The sequence below is a fragment of the Lentzea aerocolonigenes genome (assembly GCF_000974445.1).
Classification (GTDB): Bacteria; Actinomycetota; Actinomycetes; order Mycobacteriales; family Pseudonocardiaceae; genus Lentzea; species Lentzea aerocolonigenes.
Genome location: NZ_BBOJ01000004.1, coordinates 145,903 through 166,305, shown reverse-complemented (window position 1 = coordinate 166,305; position 20,403 = coordinate 145,903). Strand labels below are relative to the sequence as shown.

The window sequence follows — 20,403 nt, the reverse complement described above, 5'->3', positions numbered from 1 at the left end:
GCTCCCGCTCACCACTGCGAACAGCTCACAGTTCCGTTGACCGTTACCTGTGGGTAAGTTTGCCCGACGACGAAGCGCAGGTCTTTACGGTCGACACCGAAGGAACACCGGAACGTTCGACCTGCGGTCCTCTCGGTACCGAAGGCAGGGGTAGACAGAGGTGACATCTCCACTACTCGGCCGAGACGCGGAACTCGCTGCTCTCGGACGCTTGCTGGACGACGCCCTGCGCGGAACGGGCTCGTGCGTGGTCGTCACCGGTGGCTTCGGCATCGGCAAGACGGCGCTGCTCGACGCGTTCACCGCCGAGGCCCGTGAGCGAGGTTTCACGGTCCGTCTGGCCAAGAGCGCCCGCCTGGAGAGCCACCTGCCTGGTGGGGTGGTGCGCCAGCTCGCGCCGTGCCTCGCGAACGAACACGACCTCGAAGAGCTCTACGCGCATGCCGTGAACTCCGCGCGCAAGGCGCCGATCCTGATGGTCGTCGACGACGTGCACGTCGCCGACACCTTCTCCAAGCGCGTGCTCGCGTACCTGCGGACACGGCTGCAGAACATGCCGGTCGTCATCGCACTCGGCGCGTCGCAGGGGTACCTGTCCACGGACGAGGTGACGCTGCCCGAGATCGCCGGCGCCCATCCCCACCGCATCGACCTCGAAGGTCTCGACGTCGCGGCCGTCGAACGCCTCGCCGAAGGGTTCCCCGGCAAGGACCCGCAACGGTGCCATGAGCTCACCGGCGGCAATCCGTACCTGCTCCAGGCCTTGCTGCGCGAGGAAGGCGAGGGCTCGGCCGCGGTCGGCGAGATGATCGGCATGAGGCTGCGCGAGTACACCGGCGCCGCGGAGGTTGCCCGCTCCGCCGCGGTCCTGGACGGTGATGCCGGACTCGAACTGCTGTCCTCTCTCACCGGCTTCGACGCGCTGCCCGCCGTCGACACGCTCGTCCGGCTCGGCGTGCTCGCCGACACCGACCCGCTGACGTTCCGGCATCCGTTCGTGCGCAACAGCATCCTCGCCGACATGCCGGTCGCCGTCCGCTCCGCCGCGCACGCCCGCGCGGCCTGGCTGCTGTTCGAATCGGACGCTCCCGACGGCCGCGTCGCCGAGCACGTGCTGAAGGCCAGGTCCGTCCGCTTGCCGTGGTCGGTCGACCTGCTGCGGGAGGTCGGCGGCGTCGAGCACCTGGAACGGGCGCTCGAGGAGCACCTCTCCGACTCCGACCGGCTGTCGATCGAGGCCGAGCTCGGCCACGCGGAACACCTGAAGGACAACGCACTCGGGCGCGACCGCGTGCGCGACGCACTGGTCCAGTGCGAGGACCCGCACCTCGCTGCCGACGTCGCGTTGTCGTTGATCCAGCGCATGTGCACGGGCTCGGACGCCCACTTCGCGGTCTCGCTCGCGATCATGGTCATCGCCCGGCTGCTGCCCGAGGACCGTGACATGGTGTGGAACCTCGTCTGCACCACCTATCTGCTCGCCGCCAACCGCGACGCCCGCATGGCCAACTGCGCCGGCAAGTACTTCGACGACCTCATCGGCGACATCCCGCAGGACCCGAACCTCAAGCGCGCGCGGTCGGCACTGCTCGCCGTCGGCAACGCCCGCAGCGGTGACTCGTCCGCGGAAGCCGTCGGCCACGCGCTGGAAGCCCTCGACGGCGAGTGGGTCGACGTTTTCGGCGCGCCCTACCTCTTCACGTTCCTGGTGCCGGTGCTCGGCGACGATCCCCAGCACATCAACAAGTTGTGGCATTCGCACAGCACCGCGCCGGTCTCGCACGACCCGCACCTGCGCCGCGGAATGCTCAGCATGATCGCGCGCGCCACCGCCTTCCACAACAGCGGTGACCTCGCCCGTGCGTACACGTTCCTGACGCCGCCGGTCTCGACCGGCAACCTCGAGTGCCCCGCTGTTCTGCTGGCCACCGCGAAGCTGGCCGAGGTCTGCATCGAGATGGGGCAGTTCGACGAGGCCGCCCAGCTCGTCACCGAAGACGGCGACCTGTTGCAGCACATCAACGTCGTCTACGCCCGCGGCCGGCTCAAGCTCGCGTCCTGCCACGCGGAGGGCGCACTGGAAGACCTGCTCGAGGCCGGCCGGCGGCTCGCCTCGCGCGAGATGCCCAACCCGGCGCTGGTCGCGTGGCGTCACCACGCCGTCCGCGCGTACCTGGCGCTGGGCAACCGCGACGACGCTGCCCGGCTCGCGCACGAGGAGCTCGACCTCGCCAAGCGGTGGGGTTCCACGAGGGTGATCGGGACCGCGTTGATGAGCGTCGGCATCAGCACCGACGACATCGACGTCCTCGTCGAGGCCGAACAGCTTCTCGCCTCGTCACCGCACCGGCTGCTGCACGCCCAGTCGTCGTACTGGCTCGGCCACCACCTGCGCCGCAAGGGCCGCACCGACGCGGCCGCCCCGCACCTGCGGCAGGCGTTCGAACTGGCTCGCCACCTCAGCGCGCACCCGCTGGCCAAGCTCGCGGGTGACGAGGTCCGCGACGGCGACGACCAGGTGCAGGGCCTGACCAGGCAGGAGAACCGCATCGCGCGGATGGCGGCGCAGGGCCTGACGAACCGGCAGATCGCCGAGACCCTGCACCTCACCCGCCGCACGGTCGAGCTGCACCTGTCGAGCGCCTACCGCAAGCTCGGCATCACGGGACGGGCTGAGCTCGTCGCCGCCTTGTGGTCCTGACGGCGATCAGCAGGCCCGCCGGCAACGCCATCAGGATCACCGTGACGACGGACGACAGCACCAGGAACTCGTTGAGCTGCCCGGCCGCCAGATAGGCACCGAGCGCGATCGCAACCACCGCGCACACCGCACGGTCCATGATGGACTCCATCGAAAGAAGGGTTGCGCGGTAACGGGAATCCGGGATCGCGTCGTTGAGCAGCTTCTTCTGGACGGGGAAGCTCATGCCCGCGGTCACCGAGAACAAGCACAGCAACACGATCGTCACGGCACCACCGGACGGGACGATGAAGCCGATCGACAGCGCCATCACGACCGTCAGCACGAACACCGACCGGGCCGGCCCGATCTTCTTCGACAGCCGGTGCGGGCGTGCGGCCGCGACGGCCTCGAAGATCGTCATCGCCGCGAGGACCGAGCCGTACCAGGTGACCGGGACGTTCTTCGACTCCAGCACCGGCTGGAACAGGTTGACCTGCAGGATCCGGACCAGCGTGAACATCGCGATGCCCTGGATCATCAACAGCAGCAGCCACCGCGACTTCCTCAGTGCCCCGAACGCCCCGCCGACGCCGGCCAGCAGCTTGGACGTCTTGCCCTCCGGACGTTCCCAACCGGGGATCGGTGGCAGCTTCAGCGCGAGGACCACCGCGATCGCCGCGTTGATCGCGGTGAGCCAGTACGGCGACGGCGTGTTCCACTGCATCAGCAGACCGATCACCGGCCAGTACACGATCTTGCCGACCAGGCTGTACGACCGTCCGACGCCCTCCACCTTCAGATAGAGGTGGCCCGCGTCGTGCGCGTGCAGGTACTCGTACAGGTACGCGCTCTGGGCGCCCGAGATCAACGACCTGGCCAGCGCGATCAGCAGGAAGTGGACCAGGAACCCGGTGTAGTTCCCGGCGAACACCGGCACGACGTTCGCCACCACCAGCACGCTCGCCCCGAGCCACAACGACGTGCGGTAGTCGAACCGGTCCGCGACCATGCCGGTCGGGATCTCCATGAGGCAGAACGCGATGTAGTAGATCGACTGGATGCCGAAGATCTCGGCATCGCTCAGCCCGAGCTGCTTCTGGTACTCGTAGAAGATCGGGATCCACAGCAGCAGCCCGAAGAAGAACTGGAAGCCGTACGTCAGGCGGACGGCACGCGCCACTTCCGGAGTCGCCGGTACGCGAAGACCCAGCATCAGATCGCGTACGGCCGCAGCTGCAGGACGTACAGGACCTCGTCGGTCGCGAGCCACTCGATGTCGACCGGCGAGTCGAACGTGTAGTCCGGCGAGAAGTGCGACTGCAGCAACCGGCCGACGATCGCGAGCCGCTGCAGCTGCGCGTGGCCGTGGACGTCCAGGTCCTTCGTGGCGTCACCCAGAGAAACCGTGCGGCCGCCACCCTCCACAGTGGAGTAGAGGAACTGCATCGGTTGCCTCGAGCCCTCGACGACGTCGGTGACGTTCGGCGAGACGTTGATGTAGACGTTGCGGAAGTCGTTGCGGTTCATCGGGTTCGTGGTCACCATGACGCCGCCGAAGTCCGCCTTGACCTGCTCCTGGATCACCACTCCCATGAAGCAGTCGTCCAGCGAGATGCCGGCCTGCTGCCGCAAACGCACGCTGCGCGCGGAGACGAGCGACGCCCACACGTCCTTGACCGACTCCACGATCTTCTCGGCGCTGGTGACGTGGTTGTACGACTCGTAGATGCCCGCGGCGGAGAACCCGGCGAGATCCTCGGCGTTCGACGAGCTGCGCACCACGAACGTCCGCACGCCAGCGAGGTTCTCGACGAGCGCGGTGTCCAGTTCGGACAGCAGGTAGTCCGGTACGCGGGTCTTGCGGATCAGCTGCTGCAGCTCGACGCACAACGGCTCGATCTCGCGGGCGTTGAGCTCCAGTGCCATCTTGAGCTTGCCGATGGCCTGCTGGATCTTCGGCGACGACTCCAGGAAGCCCTGGTGCATCGAGAACGGCAACGCGATGCCGCGCGGCACCCGGACCCGTTGCGCGAGCAGCTGCTGGGCGGCGGCGAGCAGGTCGTCTTCCTCGCCGAGGAGTTTGGCCAGGTAGGGCAGGAGGTTGTCGCGTGGAGGGCGCGGCACGGAGAAGAACCCAAGCAGGCGGCGCGGCGACTCGCTCGCCAGCACGTGGTGCAGCTCGCCGAGGTTCGCGGCCTTGGTGCCGTAGCGGTGGCTGTCGTTGTAGCGGATCCTGCCGAGGTCGACGATCGGGTTGTAGGTGTCCTCGGGTTCCTCCAGCGTGACGCGCTGCGCGTACCAGGCCGGGCGTCGGCCGATGTCGTCCGGCTCGTCGATCAGCCGCAGCCCGACCTCGGCGCCCTTCGCCGACACCTCGTACTCGACCCACCGGCCGTCGAGGCTCTCCCGGTCGATCAGGTCGAACGCGCCGATCTGGATGGCGTTCGGAATCGACCAACCGGTCGCCAGGACGTTCGTGTGAGACAGGGGAGTGGTGTGGCTCGCGTTGATGATGCCGGCCAACCGCGGAATGTCGTCCGGAACGCGATGCATCACGACGATGTCGAACCACTCCAGCGTGCTCTCCCGGTACTCCTGCTCGGTCCGGAATGCGCGCAACCGGCCCTTCGTCGTACCGGGGTTCAACGCCACGAACTCGGCAGTGGAGAACAATTCGTGCGCCAGGATGCGTGGAAGCCTTTCCGACGGCAGCTCCGCCACCGCCTGTTCCTGGAGGTGGTTCGCGGGCTTGAAGAACAACGGTACGGCCGCGTCGACGTTCTTGCTCACCTCGGCGTAGAAAAACTCGATCATGTCGACGGACATCGTGTCGACTTCGACCGTCTCCAGCGAGAACATGCGCTTGTCCTCGCGCTGGTGCAGGGACAGGATGCCGAGGAAGAACCGCCGGTCAGAGGCGTGGTAGAAGCTCTGGTTGAGCTCGTCGATCCGCGCGCGCACCTCGTCCTCGCCGATGCCGAGGATCTCGGTTCCGATGTACAGCGCGTGGAACTCGTGACGTGCGTTGTTCAGGAAGTGAATCGTCTCGTTGTGCCGATCGACGACCACTTTGACGAAGGAATAACCACCCAGACTGCCGGACAGCTGGTTGAACGCCGACATCGTCAGCGGTTCTCCGACCAACCCCGCCACGTCGGCTTCCTGGACAGCCACACCTGCTCCTCTCGTGCGTCATTGCAGCGAGGAAGTGTGACAGCCACGGGCAGTGGCTCTATTTCTGTTGAAATCTCAATTGGCCGGCATCTGGTTCATTTTTCCTCAAACTTCCGTTAAGACGAGACCGGCGTCACCTCCCGTTGGGTGAATGGTCCAACGCGGTGGGACGCCGGTCTCGTGGTGTGAGCCGAATTTCCGGTTCGTGACCTGGGTTACCCGAGCTGCGAAGCCTCACGGGCGAGCGTCTCGATGCGGTCCCAGTCGCCAGCGTTGAGCGCGTCCTTCGGGGCGAGCCACGAGCCGCCGACGCAGCCGACGTTCGGCAGCGCGAGGTAGTTCGGCGCGGTCTGCGGCGTGATGCCGCCGGTCGGGCAGAACCGGATGTGCGGGATCGGCCCGCCGATCGACTTCAGGTAGTCGACGCCGCCCGCGGCCTCGGCGGGGAAGAACTTCAGCGCGTTCAGGCCGCGCTCGGCCAGCCGCATCACCTCGGACACCGTGGCCGCACCCGGCAGGTACGGCAGACCGGTGGCGTCGGCGGCGTCGAGAACCCGGTCGGTCGTGCCGGGGGTGACGAGGAACGCCGCCCCGGCCTTGGCCGCCTGCTCGGCGTGCTCCGGCGCCGTGACGGTGCCCGCGCCGATCACGATCTCCGGCACCTCGCGCGCGACGTTCTCGATCGCCGCGAGCGCGGCCGGGGTGCGCAGCGTGAGCTCGATGACGCGGACCCCACCGCGCAGCAGTGCCTGGGCGAGCGGCACCGCGTGGTCGGCGTCGTCCACCACGACGACGGGGATGACGGGCGAGAGCGCGAGCAGGTCCGCTCCAGTGGTCGCCCGAAGATTGTCACCGCTGGTCACGAGTGCACTCCTTGCCGGATCTGAGGATCGAAAACCGATATATCGCATGCTGCCACACCCCCTCGGCGGCCCACCCGGATGCAAAAACGTTTGCGGACGAAGTCAAAAGACTCATTGCAAAGGTTCCTGGGCAGGGCGGTGAGGGGTGGGTTGGTCGGGCGTCGCCGTCCCCTTTGCAACAGGTCTTTTGACGACGAAGTCAAAAGTCTCGTTGCTAAGGGGCAGGTCAGCGGGGTTGGGGAAGCCAATATATTGGCGGTGCGGGGTGATCAGAGGTGCGTGACCGGGGCGAAGTGGTCGGCCGTGATCGGGCCGAACACCGTGGCGCCGCGGTCGGCGGGTCCGACCGTGCGGCGCAACGCGGCGAACAGCTCGCGTCCCGTGCCGGTCCACTCGCGGCCCGTCGGCGGGAAATCGACGAGGGGTCGTGACGCCAGCTCGTCGGCGGGCACCTGGACCTCCAGCGTTCCGGCCGTGGCGTCCAGCCGGACGACGTCGCCGTCGCGGACCCGGCCGAGGGGGCCTCCGACCGCGGCCTCCGGGGTCAGCTGGATGGCGGCAGGGATCTTGCCCGAGGCGCCGGACATGCGGCCGTCGGTCACCAGGGCGACCTTGTAGCCGCGGTCCATCAGCACGCCGAGAGGGGGCGTCAGCTTGTGCAGTTCGGGCATGCCGTTGGCCTGGGGGCCCTGCTGGCGGACGACGACGACCACGTCGCGGTCGAGTTCGCCTGCCTTGAAGGCTTCCTGGAACGCCTCCTGCGTGGTGAACACGCGGGCGGGTGCTTCGACGACGTGGTTCTCGGATGCCACGGCCGAGACCTTGATGACCGCGCGGCCCAGGTTGCCCGAGAGCATGCGCAGGCCGCCGTCGGAGGCGAACGGGTCAGAGGCCGGGCGCAGGACGTCGAGGTCCAGCGAGCGGCCGGGGGCGTCGACCCAGACCAGGGTGCCGTCGGCCAGTTTCGGTTCCTGGCGGTAGCGGTCCAGGCCGAAACCGGCCACCGTGTGGACGTCGTTGTGCAGCAGGCCGGCGTCCAGCAGGGTGCCGACGACGAACTGGACGCCGCCCGCGGCCTGGAAGTGGTTGATGTCGGCGCTGCCGTTCGGGTAGACCCGCGCGATCAGCGGCACCACCGAGGACAGGTCCGAGAAGTCGTCCCAGCTCAGCTCGATGCCCGCGGCGGCGGCGATGGCGACCAGGTGCATCGTGTGGTTGGTGGAACCGCCGGTCGCCAGCAGGGCGACGACGCCGTTGACCACGGCCTTCTCGTCGACGATGTGCGCGATCGGGGTGTAGCCCTCGCCGCGGGCCATCTCGACGGCGCGGCGGCCGGCGTGCTCGGTCAGGGCTCGGCGCAGCGAGGTGCCCGGCGGCACGAACGAGGCGCCCGGCAGGTGCAGGCCCATGACCTCGACGACCATCTGGTTCGAGTTCGCGGTGCCGTAGAACGTGCAGGTGCCGGGGGAGTGGTACGAGGCGGCCTCGGCCTCCAGCAGGTCGTCGCGGGTGGCCTTGCCCTCCGCGTAGAGCTGCCGGACGCGGGCCTTCTCCTTGTTGGACAGGCCCGTCGACATCGGGCCCGCGGGCACCAGGATCGACGGCAGGTGGCCGAACGACAGCGCGCCGATCAGCAGGCCGGGCACGATCTTGTCGCACACGCCGAGCAGCACGGCCGCGTCGAACATCTCGTGCGACAGGGCGACACCGGTCGACATCGCGATGACGTCGCGGCTGAACAGCGACAGCTCCATGCCGTCACGGCCCTGGGTGATGCCGTCGCACATCGCGGGCACACCGCCCGCGAACTGGGACACGCCACCGGCCGTGCGGACGGCGTCCTTGATCCAGGCCGGGTACTCCTGCAACGGCTGGTGCGCCGACAGCATGTCGTTGTAGGACGACACGATCGCGACGTTGGACTTGCGCAGCGCCCGCAGCGCCGCCTTGTCGCCGCCGGTGATGCCGGCGAAGCCGTGCGCCAGGTTGCTGCAGGCGAAGCCGGACCGCGAGGTGCCGTCCTGCGCCGCCGCGGCCACACGTTCGAGGTACACGCGTCGGGAGTCGGCGCTGCGGGCGGCGATTCGGCGTGTGACCTCTGTCAGTACGGGATGCAGTTGGCTCATGGGTCTCTCCGGGTCATCACGGGCCGTGGTGGGGCCCTCACGAGACGACAACGGTGGCGTCCCACGGACGGGCGTGACGCCACACACAGTAAGTCATCGCTGGTCGTAGACACAAAAACGATTCAGTAACTGGGAAGGAACCAGTTTTGAATCTTGGCGTGTGGTGCTTGTCACATGGCTTGAGATTGGGCAGAGTGCGGGGCACGACCTTGGAACGGAGGTGTCCCCATGACGTCCACGGAGATCGTCGAACTGCGCCGGGTCATCGGTCAGATGCGGCACTGCGTCAGTTCGTTGCGCGCCAGGTACGGCGACGTGGCGGCCGTTCAACGCCTTGCCAACGACGTAGAACGCATGGACATCGACGCCACCGAACTCGTCGACCTCGGCACCACCCCCAGGCAGCGCGAAGCTCCTCAAGTGGAACGCGAGGTCGTGGTCGTGCCCGACACGCCCTACGACGAGTCGTTGTGGAAGGACGCAGACGACGAAGGACTCGGTGGCTACCGCAACCGGACCTGAGCCGACCTGATCAGACGGCCCCCGCGAGACGCGGGGGCCGTTCGGCGTTTTCCCACAACGGCGTGGACCCCCAGAAAGGTGAGTAATGGCGAGGGCAGAGATCGCCGCCAGGACTCTGCGCACGGACCGATGGTGGTTGCCGCCGCTGACGACATTCGTCGGCCTGCTGCTCATCTCGATCTACGCGGCGTTCCGCACGTTCCAGGGGGACTTCTACTGGGTCGACCAGTACCACTACCTCACACCGATGTACTCCCCGTGCCTCACCGAGGAGTGCATTCCCGCGGCGAGCCACTTCGGCCGGTGGTTCCCGGCGCTACCGGGCTTCCTGACACCGCCCGTGATCATCATCCCGTTCCTGCTGGGGTTCCGGATCACCTGCTACTACTACCGCAAGGCCTACTACCGGGCCGCCTGGGCGTCGCCGCCCGCGTGCGCCGTGGCAGAGCCGCACAGCAAGTACACCGGTGAGACGCGCTTCCCGCTGATCGCGCAGAACCTGCACCGCTACTTCTTCTACGCGGCCTCGCTCCTGCTGCTGATCAACATCTACGACGCGGTCCTCGCGTTCGGCACCGGCGTCGGCCTGGGCAACATCATCCTGCTGGTCAACGTCGGCCTGCTCGCCGCGTACACGCTGTCGTGCCACTCGTGCCGCCACATCGCGGGCGGGCGGCTCAAGCACTTCTCCAAGCACCCGGTCCGGTACTGGATGTGGACGCAGATCTCGAAGCTGAACAACCGGCACATGCTGCTCGCCTGGACGTCGCTGATCTTCGTCTGCCTCACCGACCTCTACGTCGCGCTGGTCGCCTCGGGAACGATCTCCGACCTCCGCTTCATCAACTAAGGAGTGGTTTTGCCCGAGCTGGAAAGGCATTCGTTCGACGTTCTCGTGATCGGCGCGGGTGGTGCCGGTCTGCGTGCCGCGATCGAGGCCCGTGAGCACGGCATGCGCACCGCCGTTCTCTGCAAGTCGTTGTTCGGCAAGGCCCACACGGTGATGGCCGAGGGTGGCATCGCCGCCGCGATGGGCAACGTGAACTCGAGCGACAGCTGGCAGGTGCACTTCCGCGACACCATGCGCGGCGGCAAGTTCCTCAACAACTGGCGGATGGCCGAACTGCACGCGCAGGAGGCGCCGCAACGGGTCTGGGAGCTCGAGACCTACGGCGCGCTGTTCGACCGCACCAAGGACGGCCGCATCTCGCAGCGCAACTTCGGCGGCCACGAGTACCCGCGCCTCGCGCACGTCGGCGACCGCACCGGCCTCGAACTGATCCGCACGCTGCAGCAGAAGATCGTGTCGTTGCAGCAGGAGGACTTCAAGGAGTTCGGGAACTACGAGGAACGCCTGCGGGTGTTCCAGGAGTTCACCGTCACCGACCTCGTCAAGGACGGAGACCGGATCGCCGGCGCGTTCGGCTACTGGCGCGAGTCCGGCCGGTTCGTGCTGTTCGAGGCACCCGCGGTGATCCTCGCGACCGGCGGCATCGGCAAATCGTTCAAGGTCACCTCGAACTCGTGGGAGTACACGGGTGACGGCCACGCGCTCGCACTGCGCGCGGGCGCCTCGCTGATCAACATGGAGTTCATCCAGTTCCACCCCACCGGGATGGTCTGGCCACCGTCCGTCAAGGGCATCCTCGTCACCGAGTCCGTCCGCGGCGACGGTGGCGTGCTGCGCAACTCCGACGGCAAGCGCTTCATGTTCGACTACATCCCCGAGGTGTTCAAGGACAAGTACGCCGACAACGAAGAAGAAGGCGACCGCTGGTACACCGACCAGGCGAACAACCGGCGCCCACCGGAGCTGCTGCCCCGCGACGAGGTCGCGCGCGCGATCAACTCCGAGGTCAAGGCCGGGCGCGGGTCACCTCACGGCGGCGTTTTCCTCGACGTGTCAACACGTCTGCCCGCCGAGGAGATCCGCAAGCGACTGCCGTCCATGCACCACCAGTTCAAGGAACTGGCCGACGTGGACATCACGGCACAGCCGATGGAGGTCGGCCCGACCTGTCACTACGTGATGGGCGGCGTCGAGGTCGACCCGGACACCGGATCCTCTTCCGTGGCAGGGCTTTACGCTGCCGGCGAGGTGTCCGGCGGCATGCACGGCTCGAACCGCCTGGGTGGAAACTCGTTGTCGGACCTGCTCGTGTTCGGCCGCCGTGCCGGGGCAGGCGCGGCGGAGTACGTGCGGGCACTCGACCAGCGCCCGGCGGTCTCGGAGGACACCGTCACCGAGGCACGGGCCACGGCGCTCAAGCCGTTCCAGCAGGAGGGCGGCGAGAACCCGTACACGCTGCACATGGAGCTGCAGCAGTCCATGAACGACCTCGTCGGCATCATCCGCCGCCAGGCCGAGATGGAAGAAGCGTTGCAGCGGCTGGAGAAGCTCAAGGAGCGCGCCCAGTCGCTGACGGTCGAGGGACACCAGCAGTTCAACCCCGGCTGGCACCTCGCACTCGACCTGCGCAACATGCTGCTGGTGTCCGAGTGCGTGGCGAAGGCGGCACTGCTGCGCACGGAGTCCCGCGGCGGCCACACCCGTGACGATCACCCGTCGATGGACGCGGAGTGGCGGCGCAAGCTGCTGGTGTGCAACGTCGACGAGAACGGGGTGAGCGTCGAGGAGAAACCGCAGATCCCGATCCGCAGCGACCTGCTGGACCTGTTCGACCGCGCCGAGCTGGAGAAGTACCTCACCGCTGAGGAGTTGTCATGAGCTACCAGGGGAAGTTCCGGGTGTGGCGCGGTGACGACTCCGGCGGAGGGCTGGAGGACTTCACCGTCGAGGTCAACGAGGGTGAGGTCGTCCTCGACATCATCCACCGGCTGCAGGCCACGCAGGCACCGGACCTCGCCGTGCGGTGGAACTGCAAGGCGGGCAAGTGCGGCTCGTGCTCGGCGGAGATCAACGGACGCCCGCGGCTGCTGTGCATGACCCGGATGTCGGTCTTCGACGAGTCGGAGACGATCACGGTCACGCCGATGCGGACGTTCCCGATCATCCGCGACCTGGTGACCGACGTGTCCTTCAACTACACCAAGGCGCGCGAGGTCCCCTCGTTCGCGCCGCCGAAGGACCTGGCCCCCGGCGAGTACCGGATGCAGCAGGTCGACGTCGAGCGCTCGCAGGAGTTCCGCAAGTGCATCGAGTGCTTCCTGTGCCAGAACACCTGCCACGTGGTGCGTGACCACGAGGAGAACAAGGAGGCGTTCTCGGGGCCGCGGTTCCTGATGCGCGTCGCCGAACTCGAGATGCACCCGCTCGACACGGCCGACCGCGTCGACCAGGCTCAGGACGACCACGGGCTCGGCTACTGCAACATCACCAAGTGCTGCAGCGAGGTCTGTCCCGAGCACATCCACATCACCGACAACGCGCTCATCCCCATGAAGGAGCGCGTGGCGGACCGCAAGTACGACCCGATCGTCTGGCTCGGCAACAAGCTGTTCAAGCGGTCTTAGCGACCGTCTGCGGCGTGACCAGTCCGGACTCGTAAGCCGTCACGACGGCCTGAGCCCGGCTGGTCAGCCGCAGCTTGGTCATCACGCGGTTCAGGTGCGTCTTCACCGTGCCCACGGTGACGCTCAGCTTGCTCGCGATCGCCGCGTTGGTCTGCCCGGTGGCCACCAGCCTGAGCACCTCGCGTTCGCGGTCGGTGAGATCGCCCAGACCCGCCGGGACCCACGGCGCGTCCGCCACGTCACCGCGCAGGTAGGCCGCCACGAGCCGGCGCATCACCGTCGGGCTGAACTGCATCTCGCCGGACGCCACCGCGGTGATCGCGGCCAGCAGCCTCGCCGGCTCCGACTCCTTCAGCACGAACCCGGCGGCACCCAGCCGCAACGCCTCGTGCACGTGCTCGTCGAGGTCGAACGCGGTCAGCACGAGAACTCTCGTGGAAGCCAGAACACGTTCCAGCGCCGCGAGGCCAGGCACGCGGATGTCCAGGAGCACGACGTCCGGGCGCACCGACTCGGCGAGCGGCACAGCCGTCTCGCCATCAGATGCTTCTCCGACAACGGTCATTCCCGGTGTCGCCGTCAGCAACGCGACCAGGCCCGCCCTGAACAACGGCTGGTCGTCGACCACAAGCACGCGCGTCACAACGCCCCTCAGCCAGGTGACGTCACCGCCGTAAATCCCCAGATTCCCCAACTCCGAGCGTACCGCGAAAGTTGACGGGAGATCCACTCTTCGTCAGACGACCCGGATCCCGCGGCGTCGATACGTTCCGCGCCATGCGAACCGCATCGGCAGACCTGCTCGCCGTCCGCACGATCACCGCCGACGGCTCGGACATCTACCTGCGGATCACCTCCAGTCCGGTGGACCTGGAGATCCGCTGGTTCCGCGACGACGACCACCGGGTGTCGGGCAGCCCCGTCCTGTTCCCGGCGGGGGACAGCGCACGACGGCGCATCGGCTCGAACTTCCGCGCCGGCACGACGTTCTGTCTGGACGTCGTCGGCGGGACGGGGAGCGAGGACGTCTGGTGCGGCGTCGTCGACTGGAACGTCTACTCGTGAGGGGATTTCCGATGAAACGTGCTCTTGCAGGTCTTCTCGCCGTGGGCTTCGCGATGGTGTCCGCGCTGCCTGCCCAAGCGGCGTCGACCACGATCACGGTGCCGTTCAAGCACAACCAGATCACCTGGTTCACGACCGCGCGCACGATCACCGTCGCGGGCTCGAACATCGACGCCAGGGTCGCTCTGGGCGGCGTCATGCAGCTCGCCTGGTACAAGTGCGGCGACCGCGACACGCGCGGTGCGTTCGTGCGAATGGAGGAGGAGCGCAAGCACGTCGGCACGAACTTCAAGAAGGGCACCAAGTTCTGCCTCGCCTCGAACAGCCCCTACACCGAAGGCACCGTCGGAGGAACGCTGTGGTGGAGCGGTACCTGATCGCTGCGGTGGTCCTGGTGGCCGGATGCGCGGCGCCGCAACCAGCCGCACCCGCGGTAGTGGACCAGCAGCAGTACACCCAGGCCATGCGGGACGGCTTCGCCAGGTACACGTGGCCCGAGGGCCGCAAACCGGACCTTGCCGTGCTCGCGGAGAAGTCGGGGCCGGGACCGGACAGGGCACCGGCAGGCAGCGAACGGATCGTCCTGGAGATGACCAACGCGTGCGCCTGGTACCTCGGCTGGGAGGACGCGCGGAAACGCGGCGACCAGGCGGCGGTCTCCCAGGCGCTGAAGGTGATGGACGAAGTCCTGCCGGCGTTCTCGCCGGAGGACCCGGACGGACAGCGCTACGCCCGCGAGACGGCGGAGAAGGCCAAGGCGGGTGACGGCTCGCAGGCCGCCGACTACGTCACGTCCAACTGCGAGTCTGTGCGGTGGCAGTGAAAAACCGGGGAAACAGGAACGGGGCGTGTCCGATGTGGACACGCCCCGTTCCCTCAAGCCGTTCTCAGAGAGCGGCACCACCGGCGGGAGCCGCGGTCGAGGCTTCGCCGAGCTGGATCTGCTTGGCCTTGTCCTCGTCGAGGTGGATGACCTTCTTGTTGCGGCGGTTGCGCTTCTCCAGGTAGTTCGCGAACCACGTGAGGAGCAGGCACAGTCCGATGTAGATAGACGCCACCACGATCATCGTCGGGATGAGCGGACGGCCGAACTGCAGCTGACCACCGATCTGGCGGCCCCAGTACAGCAGCTCCTCGAACGTGATGAGGAAGCCGAGCGCGGTGTCCTTCAGCAGCACGACGAGCTGGCTGATGATGGTCGGCAGCATCGCCCGCAACGCCTGCGGCAGCAGCACGAGCACCATCACCTGCGTCTTGCGCATGCCCAGCGCGTACGCGGCCTCGCTCTGCCCCTTGGGCAACGAGTTGATGCCCGCGCGGAACACCTCGGCGAGCACCGAGCCGTTGTACAGCATCAGGCTGAGCACGACCGACGTGAACGCCGTGAGCTTGATGCCCGTCGACGGCAGGCCGTAGTAGAAGAAGAACATCATGATGACGAGCGGGATCGCGCGGAACAGCTCCACGACCACCGCCGCCGGGGTGCTGACCCACTTGTGGTCCGACAGCCGTGCCGCCGCGAACACGGCACCGAACAGCAACGCCAGCACCGCGCCGACCGCGAACGCGCTCAGCGTGCGGCCGAGCGCCTCGACCAGGGAGATCTGGATCTGCTTGTACTCGAACCAGCTCCACTTGCGGCCCTCGAACTGGCCGGTGTCGACGAAGCGCCACACCACGTACGCGAGGAGCGCGGCGATCGCGACCACACCCACGACCGCGTACGCGCGGTACCGGATCCTGGCCCGCGGACCGGGAACGTCGAACAGGACGGTGCTGCTCATCGGGCCACGCTCCAGCGCTTCTCGAGAACCCGCTGCAGGTAGGTCAGCGGCATGACCAGCAGGACGAAGATGGCGGCGACCCACAGCATGCCGGTCAGGGTGTCCTCACCGAGCTCGGACAGCGCGTCGCGGATGGCGCCCGCTTCCCGGACCGAGAAGCCCGCCGCGACGGTGGTGTTCTTCAGCAGAGCGATGAACGTGCTCACCATGGGCGGGACGACGGACCGCAGTGCCTGCGGCAGCACGATGCTGCCGAGCATCTGGGTGAACGTCAGGCCCAGAGCCCGCGACGCCTCGGCCTGACCGATCGGCACGGTGTTGATGCCCGAGCGGACCACCTCGCAGACGAACGCCGACGTGTAGAGCGTCAGCGCCACGACGGCGGCGGTGAAGAACTCGAACTTGATGATCTCCAGGTAGGGGTACGCGAACACGAAGAACACGAAGACCAGCGTGAGCGGCGTGTTGCGCACGACCGTCACGTACAGCGTGCCGACCCCGCGGAACACGGGAACCGGGCTGACGCGCAGCATCGCGAGGAAGATGCCCAGCAGCAGCGACGCGATCCCGGAGACCGCGAACAGCTTGAGCGTGTTCGCGAAGTGGTTCACGAACAGGTCGAGGTTACGGGTGAGGACGCCCATCGAATTCCTTGCCGTCGTCCGTCGTCAATGGAACGGCCGGTGGACCCGCCGTGCGAGTCCACCGGCCACAAAGGAACGTCAGTACTTCTCGAGGGTCGGGTGCTTGCCTTCCGAACCCGACTTGCCCAGCGTGTTCTTGTAGATCTGGTCCCACTTGCCGTCGGACAGCGACTTCTCGAGGATCTCGTTGACCTTGTCGCGCAGGGCCTTGTCGTCCTTCGGCAGGCCGATGCCGTACTTCTCCGTGGAGAAGGTCTTGCCGACGACCTTCAGCTTCTCCGGCTCGGCGGCCGCGTAGCCCTTCAGGATCGCGTCGTCGGTGCTGACCGCGTCGACCTCACCGTCGAGCAGCTTCGTCACGCACAGGGAGTAGCTCTGCAGCTCGACCACGTTCGAGTCGGGCTCGACGAGCTTCTTCTCGCGCAGCTGCTTGGCGGGCGTGGAGCCCGTCACGGAGCAGACCTTCTTGCTCTTGATGCTGTCCGGACCGGTGATGTCGGAGTTGTCCTTCTTCACCAGCAGGTCCTGGCCCGCGACGTAGTACGGGCCGGCGAAGGACACCTTCTCCTTGCGGGCGGCGGTGATGGAGTACGTGCCGACGTAGTAGTCGACGTCACCGTTGATGATCGCCTGCTCGCGGGCCGCGGACTGGATCGTCTTGAAGGTGATCTTGGTTTCGGGGTCGAAACCGAGCTGCGCCGCGATCAGCTTCGCCATGTCGATGTCGAAGCCGGTGTACTTGTTGGTCGTCGGGTCCTTGAAGCCCAGACCGGGCTGGTCCTCCTTGACACCGATGGTCAGGGTGCCGCGCGACTTGATCTTCTCGAACGTCGGCGAGCCGTCGACCTTGACGTCCTTGGCCACCTCGAAGACGCCGGCGGGCGCCCCAGTGTCGGTGGTGCCGGTGCCTTCCTTGCCACAAGCGGTCAGGGCGAGACCACCCGCCAGCAGCACCGCCGCAAGGGTGCGAACCCTCATCGTCCTTCTCCTGCCATTCGTTCGAAAGTGGGCTGACTACTAGTGAGTCAGGATCTTGCCAAGGAAGTCCTTCGCGCGGTTGGACTTCGGGGCCGAGAAGAACTCTTCCGGGGTGGAATCCTCGACGACCTCGCCGTCGGACATGAAGATCACCCGGTCCGCGGCCTTGCGGGCGAAGCCCATCTCGTGCGTGACGACCAGCATCGTCATGCCGTCCTTCGCGAGGCCCGTCATGACGTCCAGGACCTCCTGGACCATCTCCGGGTCGAGCGCGGACGTGGGCTCGTCGAACAGCATCACCTTGGGCTTCATCGCGAGCGCGCGGGCGATCGCCGCACGCTGCTGCTGCCCACCCGAGAGCTGAGCGGGGAACTTGTCCGCCTGGTTGGCGATCCCGACGCGCTCCAGCAGTTCCATCGCGGTCTTGCGGGCCTCGGCGGCCGGCGTCTTGCGCACCTTCGTCGGAGCGAGCATCACGTTCTCGACGATGGTTTTGTGCGCGAAAAGGTTGAAGGACTGGAACACCATGCCGACATCGGCGCGCAGGCGTGCCAGTTCCTTTCCTTCCGCCGGAAGCGGCTGCCCGTCGACCTCGATGACTCCGGAATCAATCGGCTCGAGTCGGTTGATGGTCCGGCACAGGGTCGACTTACCGGAACCCGACGGCCCCAGCACGACCACGACCTGCCCCTTCGGCACTTCCAGCTGCACGTTCTTGAGCACGTGCAACGGGCCGAAGAACTTGTCCACACCCGCCACACGAATCATCGGCGGGGTAGAGGCGGCAGTCATCCAGTCCTCCATTTGGGGTCGTCGGCGTTGGCGGAAACCTAGGTGTCCGCCACCACACCAGTCCAGGACATTGAGCAAGACTTAGGGTCTCAACTCTGTCACAGGCAGACATCGGTTGCCCGGGAGGTAGCGAAAGTGCGCGTGCTGCTCGTCGAGGACGACGACAGGGTCGCCGAGGCATTGGTCCCCGCCCTGACCAGACGGGGTTTCCACGTCGACAGGCAGGCCACCGGCCGCGGCACGCTCGACCGCCTCACGGGCGTCGACGTGGTGTTGCTGGACCTCGGCCTGCCCGACATGGACGGCGTGACGCTGTGCCGTGCCATCAGGGCCGCGTCCGACGTCGCGATCATCGTGGTGTCGGCGCGAGGGGAGATCGACGACCGCATCCTCGGCCTGCACGCGGGGGCCGACGACTACCTGGTCAAGCCCTATGACGTGGGCGAACTGGTCGCGCGCGTGCACGCCGTCCGGCGCCGTCGCGGTGCGGACCCGGTCGGTGTGGGCGCGGTGTCGACGGAGGTGTTCGAGACCGGCGACGTGCGGGTCGACCTGGGGCGCCACGAAGTCACCGTGGCGGGTGAATCGGTCGCCCTCTCCCGCAAGGAGTTCCAGGTCCTCGCGCTGGTCATGGCCGCGGGCGGCGCGGTGTGCACGCGCGAGCGGATCCTGGCCGAGGTGTGGGGACGCACGTGGTCCGGCGCCAACCGCACGCTCGACGTGCACGTCGCCACGCTGCGCACGAAGCTCGGCAGGCCGGCGTTGCTGGAGACCGTACGCGGTGTCGGGTACCGGCTGGGGCAGGTGTGATCACGAATGGGTGATCTTTGCTCACCGGCGTGTCGCGAAGGGGCGGGGTGACGGGTCGTGAGGTCCCGACTGCTGGGCGTGGTACTCGCCCTCATCGTGCTCGTCCTGGTGGGTCTGGGCGTGCCGCTGGGCCGCGGCGTGGCGGCCGCGGAGCAGCAGGAGATGTTCCTGGACCGGCTCACCGACACCAGCCGGTTCGCCTCGCTCGCGCAGCGGCCGTTGATCGATGATCGGCCGCACCTGCTGCGGCCTGAGCTGGAACGCTACGACGAGCTCTACGACATCGGCGTGGCCGTGGTGACCCGCGACGCGCCGACGGTCCCGGTCGTGGCGTCCCGCAACAACCTCGCGCTCGGCGACAGCGCCGTGCAGGACCTCGTCAGCAAGGCGCTCGCGGGCCGGCTGCCGGTCGCGCCGCCGTTGTTCATGCCGTGGAGCGACACGCAGGTGGTGCTCGCCGAACCGGTCCTCGTCGACGGCGAGGTGCGCGGCGCGGTGATCACGTTCTCGCCGACGTCCAAGACCCGGTTCGAGGTACTCGCCTGGTGGGGCCTGCTGCTCGCGGCGAGCCTGCTGGTGCTGGCGCTCGCGGTGCTGCTGGCGTTGCCGGTCGTGCGCTGGACGCTGCGTCCGGTGCAGGCGCTGGACGACGCGACGGGCAAGCTGCTGGCGGCCGTGGTGTCCGGACGGCCGGTGCCGCCGGTGGGCGCGGAGAGCGGGCCGCCGGAACTGCGGCAGCTCTCGCGGTCGTTCGACCAGATGGCCGCCAGCATGAGCGATGTGCTTGCCGCGCAACGGGCGTTCGTCGCGGATGCCTCGCACCAGCTGCGGAACCCGTTGACCGCGTTGAAACTCCGTCTGTCCAATCTGGAGGGTCACGTCGACGCCGAGGCCGAGGTGCACCAGGTCGAGGCGTTGAGCGAGACCGACCGGCTGAACCGGATTCTCGACGAGCTGCTCGCCATGGCGCGCGCCGAGTCGAGCTCGGTCGACCCGGTGCCGGTCGACGTCGACAAGTCCGTGGCGGCGCGGCTGTCGGCGTGGCAGGCGGCCGCGGCGGCCAAGGAGGTGCACCTCGTGCTCGACGGGCAACGCGTCGGCATGGCGCTCGCACCGCCGCGCGGGGTCGAGACGGTTCTCGACGCGCTGCTCGACAACGCGCTGAAGTTCACCCCGGAGGGCACGCTGATCGTGGTCGACGTGCGCAAGTCAGACGGCGTCGTCCGGCTCTCGGTCGCCGACCACGGGCCTGGGCTGCAGCCGGAGGAGCTCGAACGCGCCACCGACCGGTTCTGGCGCAGTCCGGCCCACCAGAACGTGCCGGGCTCCGGGCTCGGGCTCTCGATCGTGCGGCTCGTGGTCGAACGGGTCGACGGGGCCGTGCGCCTCGAGTCGCCCGAGGACGGCGGGCTCAAGGTCGTGGTCGAGCTGCCGGCCGTGTGATATCCGATATCCGATATATCAGACCCGAAGAATCAGACCCCGAAA

19 protein-coding genes are annotated in these 20,403 nt (G+C 67.5%); 10 read left to right on the top strand and 9 right to left on the bottom strand.

Going from position 1 to position 20,403, the window contains the following annotated elements; translation table 11 throughout:
- Positions 1–160: 160 nt before the first annotated feature.
- Positions 161–2,701 (top strand): BREX system ATP-binding domain-containing protein, encoded by a 2,541-nt coding sequence (locus tag AOM45_RS09070; protein WP_081901787.1) that lies wholly within the window; start codon positions 161–163, stop codon positions 2,699–2,701.
- On the opposite strand, the gene AOM45_RS09065 is transcribed toward AOM45_RS09070, so the two are convergent.
- The 4 genes from AOM45_RS09065 to edd form a co-directional block, all read right to left on the bottom strand.
- Positions 2,661–3,896 carry an MFS transporter gene (locus AOM45_RS09065; protein ID WP_030464955.1) on the bottom strand — a complete coding sequence of 412 codons (1,236 nt, stop codon included), beginning with the start codon at positions 3,894–3,896 and terminating at the stop codon, positions 2,661–2,663. The genes AOM45_RS09070 and AOM45_RS09065 overlap by 41 nt on opposite strands.
- Positions 3,896–5,857, bottom strand: a complete 1,962-nt coding sequence (locus AOM45_RS09060; RefSeq protein WP_030464954.1) for a PEP/pyruvate-binding domain-containing protein — start codon at positions 5,855–5,857, stop codon at positions 3,896–3,898. The genes AOM45_RS09065 and AOM45_RS09060 overlap by 1 nt, the downstream gene beginning before the upstream one ends.
- Before the next feature lie 215 nt (positions 5,858–6,072).
- Positions 6,073–6,720: a bifunctional 4-hydroxy-2-oxoglutarate aldolase/2-dehydro-3-deoxy-phosphogluconate aldolase gene (eda, locus tag AOM45_RS09055; RefSeq protein ID WP_236703252.1), complete on the bottom strand. Its 648-nt coding sequence runs from the start codon at positions 6,718–6,720 to the stop codon at positions 6,073–6,075.
- 269 nt (positions 6,721–6,989) lie between these two features.
- The gene (gene edd, locus AOM45_RS09050; protein ID WP_030464952.1) at positions 6,990–8,846 is read right to left on the bottom strand and encodes a phosphogluconate dehydratase; all 1,857 of its coding nucleotides are present in this window, start codon (positions 8,844–8,846) and stop codon (positions 6,990–6,992) included.
- Between the two features lie 228 nt (positions 8,847–9,074).
- On the opposite strand from edd, the gene AOM45_RS09045 reads away from it, so the two are divergent.
- The 4 genes from AOM45_RS09045 (at position 9,075) to AOM45_RS09030 (ending at position 12,842) form a co-directional block, all read left to right on the top strand.
- Entirely contained in the window at positions 9,075–9,368 is a 294-nt protein-coding gene (locus tag AOM45_RS09045; RefSeq protein ID WP_030464951.1) for an Rv0250c family protein, read from the top strand.
- Between the two features lie 85 nt (positions 9,369–9,453).
- A complete protein-coding gene (gene sdhC / locus AOM45_RS09040; protein ID WP_030464950.1) occupies positions 9,454–10,218 on the top strand; it encodes a succinate dehydrogenase subunit SdhC in 765 nt (254 codons plus the stop codon).
- A 9-nt stretch (positions 10,219–10,227) separates the two neighbouring features.
- Positions 10,228–12,096: a fumarate reductase/succinate dehydrogenase flavoprotein subunit gene (locus tag AOM45_RS09035; RefSeq protein WP_030464949.1), complete on the top strand. Its 1,869-nt coding sequence runs from the start codon at positions 10,228–10,230 to the stop codon at positions 12,094–12,096.
- Complete coding sequence (locus AOM45_RS09030; RefSeq protein WP_030464948.1) at positions 12,093–12,842, top strand: succinate dehydrogenase/fumarate reductase iron-sulfur subunit; 750 nt, start codon at positions 12,093–12,095, stop codon at positions 12,840–12,842. Before AOM45_RS09035 ends, AOM45_RS09030 begins: the two co-directional genes overlap by 4 nt.
- On the opposite strand, the gene AOM45_RS09025 is transcribed toward AOM45_RS09030, so the two are convergent.
- Positions 12,829–13,485, bottom strand: a complete 657-nt coding sequence (locus AOM45_RS09025; protein WP_030464947.1) for a response regulator — start codon at positions 13,483–13,485, stop codon at positions 12,829–12,831. The two genes, AOM45_RS09030 and AOM45_RS09025, sit on opposite strands and share 14 nt — an antisense overlap.
- A gap of 134 nt (positions 13,486–13,619) precedes the next feature.
- Between AOM45_RS09025 and AOM45_RS09020 the strand changes: the two genes are divergently transcribed.
- From AOM45_RS09020 to AOM45_RS09010, 3 genes are read left to right on the top strand one after another with little or no spacing between them, the layout of a single operon-like run.
- A complete protein-coding gene (locus tag AOM45_RS09020) occupies positions 13,620–13,907 on the top strand; it encodes a hypothetical protein (RefSeq protein WP_030464946.1) in 288 nt (95 codons plus the stop codon).
- 11 nt (positions 13,908–13,918) lie between these two features.
- Positions 13,919–14,284, top strand: coding sequence for a hypothetical protein (locus AOM45_RS09015; protein WP_156093535.1), 366 nt, complete (start codon positions 13,919–13,921; stop codon positions 14,282–14,284).
- Complete coding sequence (locus tag AOM45_RS09010) at positions 14,269–14,730, top strand: hypothetical protein (RefSeq protein ID WP_059362309.1); 462 nt, start codon at positions 14,269–14,271, stop codon at positions 14,728–14,730. Before AOM45_RS09015 ends, AOM45_RS09010 begins: the two co-directional genes overlap by 16 nt.
- 64 nt (positions 14,731–14,794) lie before the next feature.
- On the opposite strand, the gene AOM45_RS09005 is transcribed toward AOM45_RS09010, so the two are convergent.
- From AOM45_RS09005 to AOM45_RS08990, 4 genes are all read right to left on the bottom strand, one after another.
- Complete coding sequence (locus AOM45_RS09005) at positions 14,795–15,691, bottom strand: amino acid ABC transporter permease (protein ID WP_030464943.1); 897 nt, start codon at positions 15,689–15,691, stop codon at positions 14,795–14,797.
- Positions 15,688–16,335, bottom strand: coding sequence for an amino acid ABC transporter permease (locus AOM45_RS09000; RefSeq protein ID WP_030464942.1), 648 nt, complete (start codon positions 16,333–16,335; stop codon positions 15,688–15,690). The genes AOM45_RS09005 and AOM45_RS09000 overlap by 4 nt, the downstream gene beginning before the upstream one ends.
- 78 nt (positions 16,336–16,413) lie before the next feature.
- Positions 16,414–17,313, bottom strand: a complete 900-nt coding sequence (locus AOM45_RS08995) for a glutamate ABC transporter substrate-binding protein (RefSeq protein WP_030464941.1) — start codon at positions 17,311–17,313, stop codon at positions 16,414–16,416.
- A gap of 39 nt (positions 17,314–17,352) precedes the next feature.
- On the bottom strand, positions 17,353–18,081 hold the full coding sequence (locus AOM45_RS08990) for an amino acid ABC transporter ATP-binding protein (protein WP_174517896.1): 729 nt from the start codon (positions 18,079–18,081) through the stop codon (positions 17,353–17,355).
- Between the two features lie 159 nt (positions 18,082–18,240).
- Here AOM45_RS08990 and AOM45_RS08985 point away from each other — a divergent pair, with 159 nt between their 5' ends.
- Together AOM45_RS08985 and AOM45_RS08980 are read left to right on the top strand one after the other, a co-directional pair.
- Positions 18,241–18,915, top strand: coding sequence for a response regulator transcription factor (locus AOM45_RS08985; protein WP_030464939.1), 675 nt, complete (start codon positions 18,241–18,243; stop codon positions 18,913–18,915).
- Between the two features lie 57 nt (positions 18,916–18,972).
- The gene (locus AOM45_RS08980) at positions 18,973–20,358 is read left to right on the top strand and encodes a sensor histidine kinase (RefSeq protein ID WP_030464938.1); all 1,386 of its coding nucleotides are present in this window, start codon (positions 18,973–18,975) and stop codon (positions 20,356–20,358) included.
- The last annotated feature ends 45 nt before the right edge of the window (positions 20,359–20,403 follow it).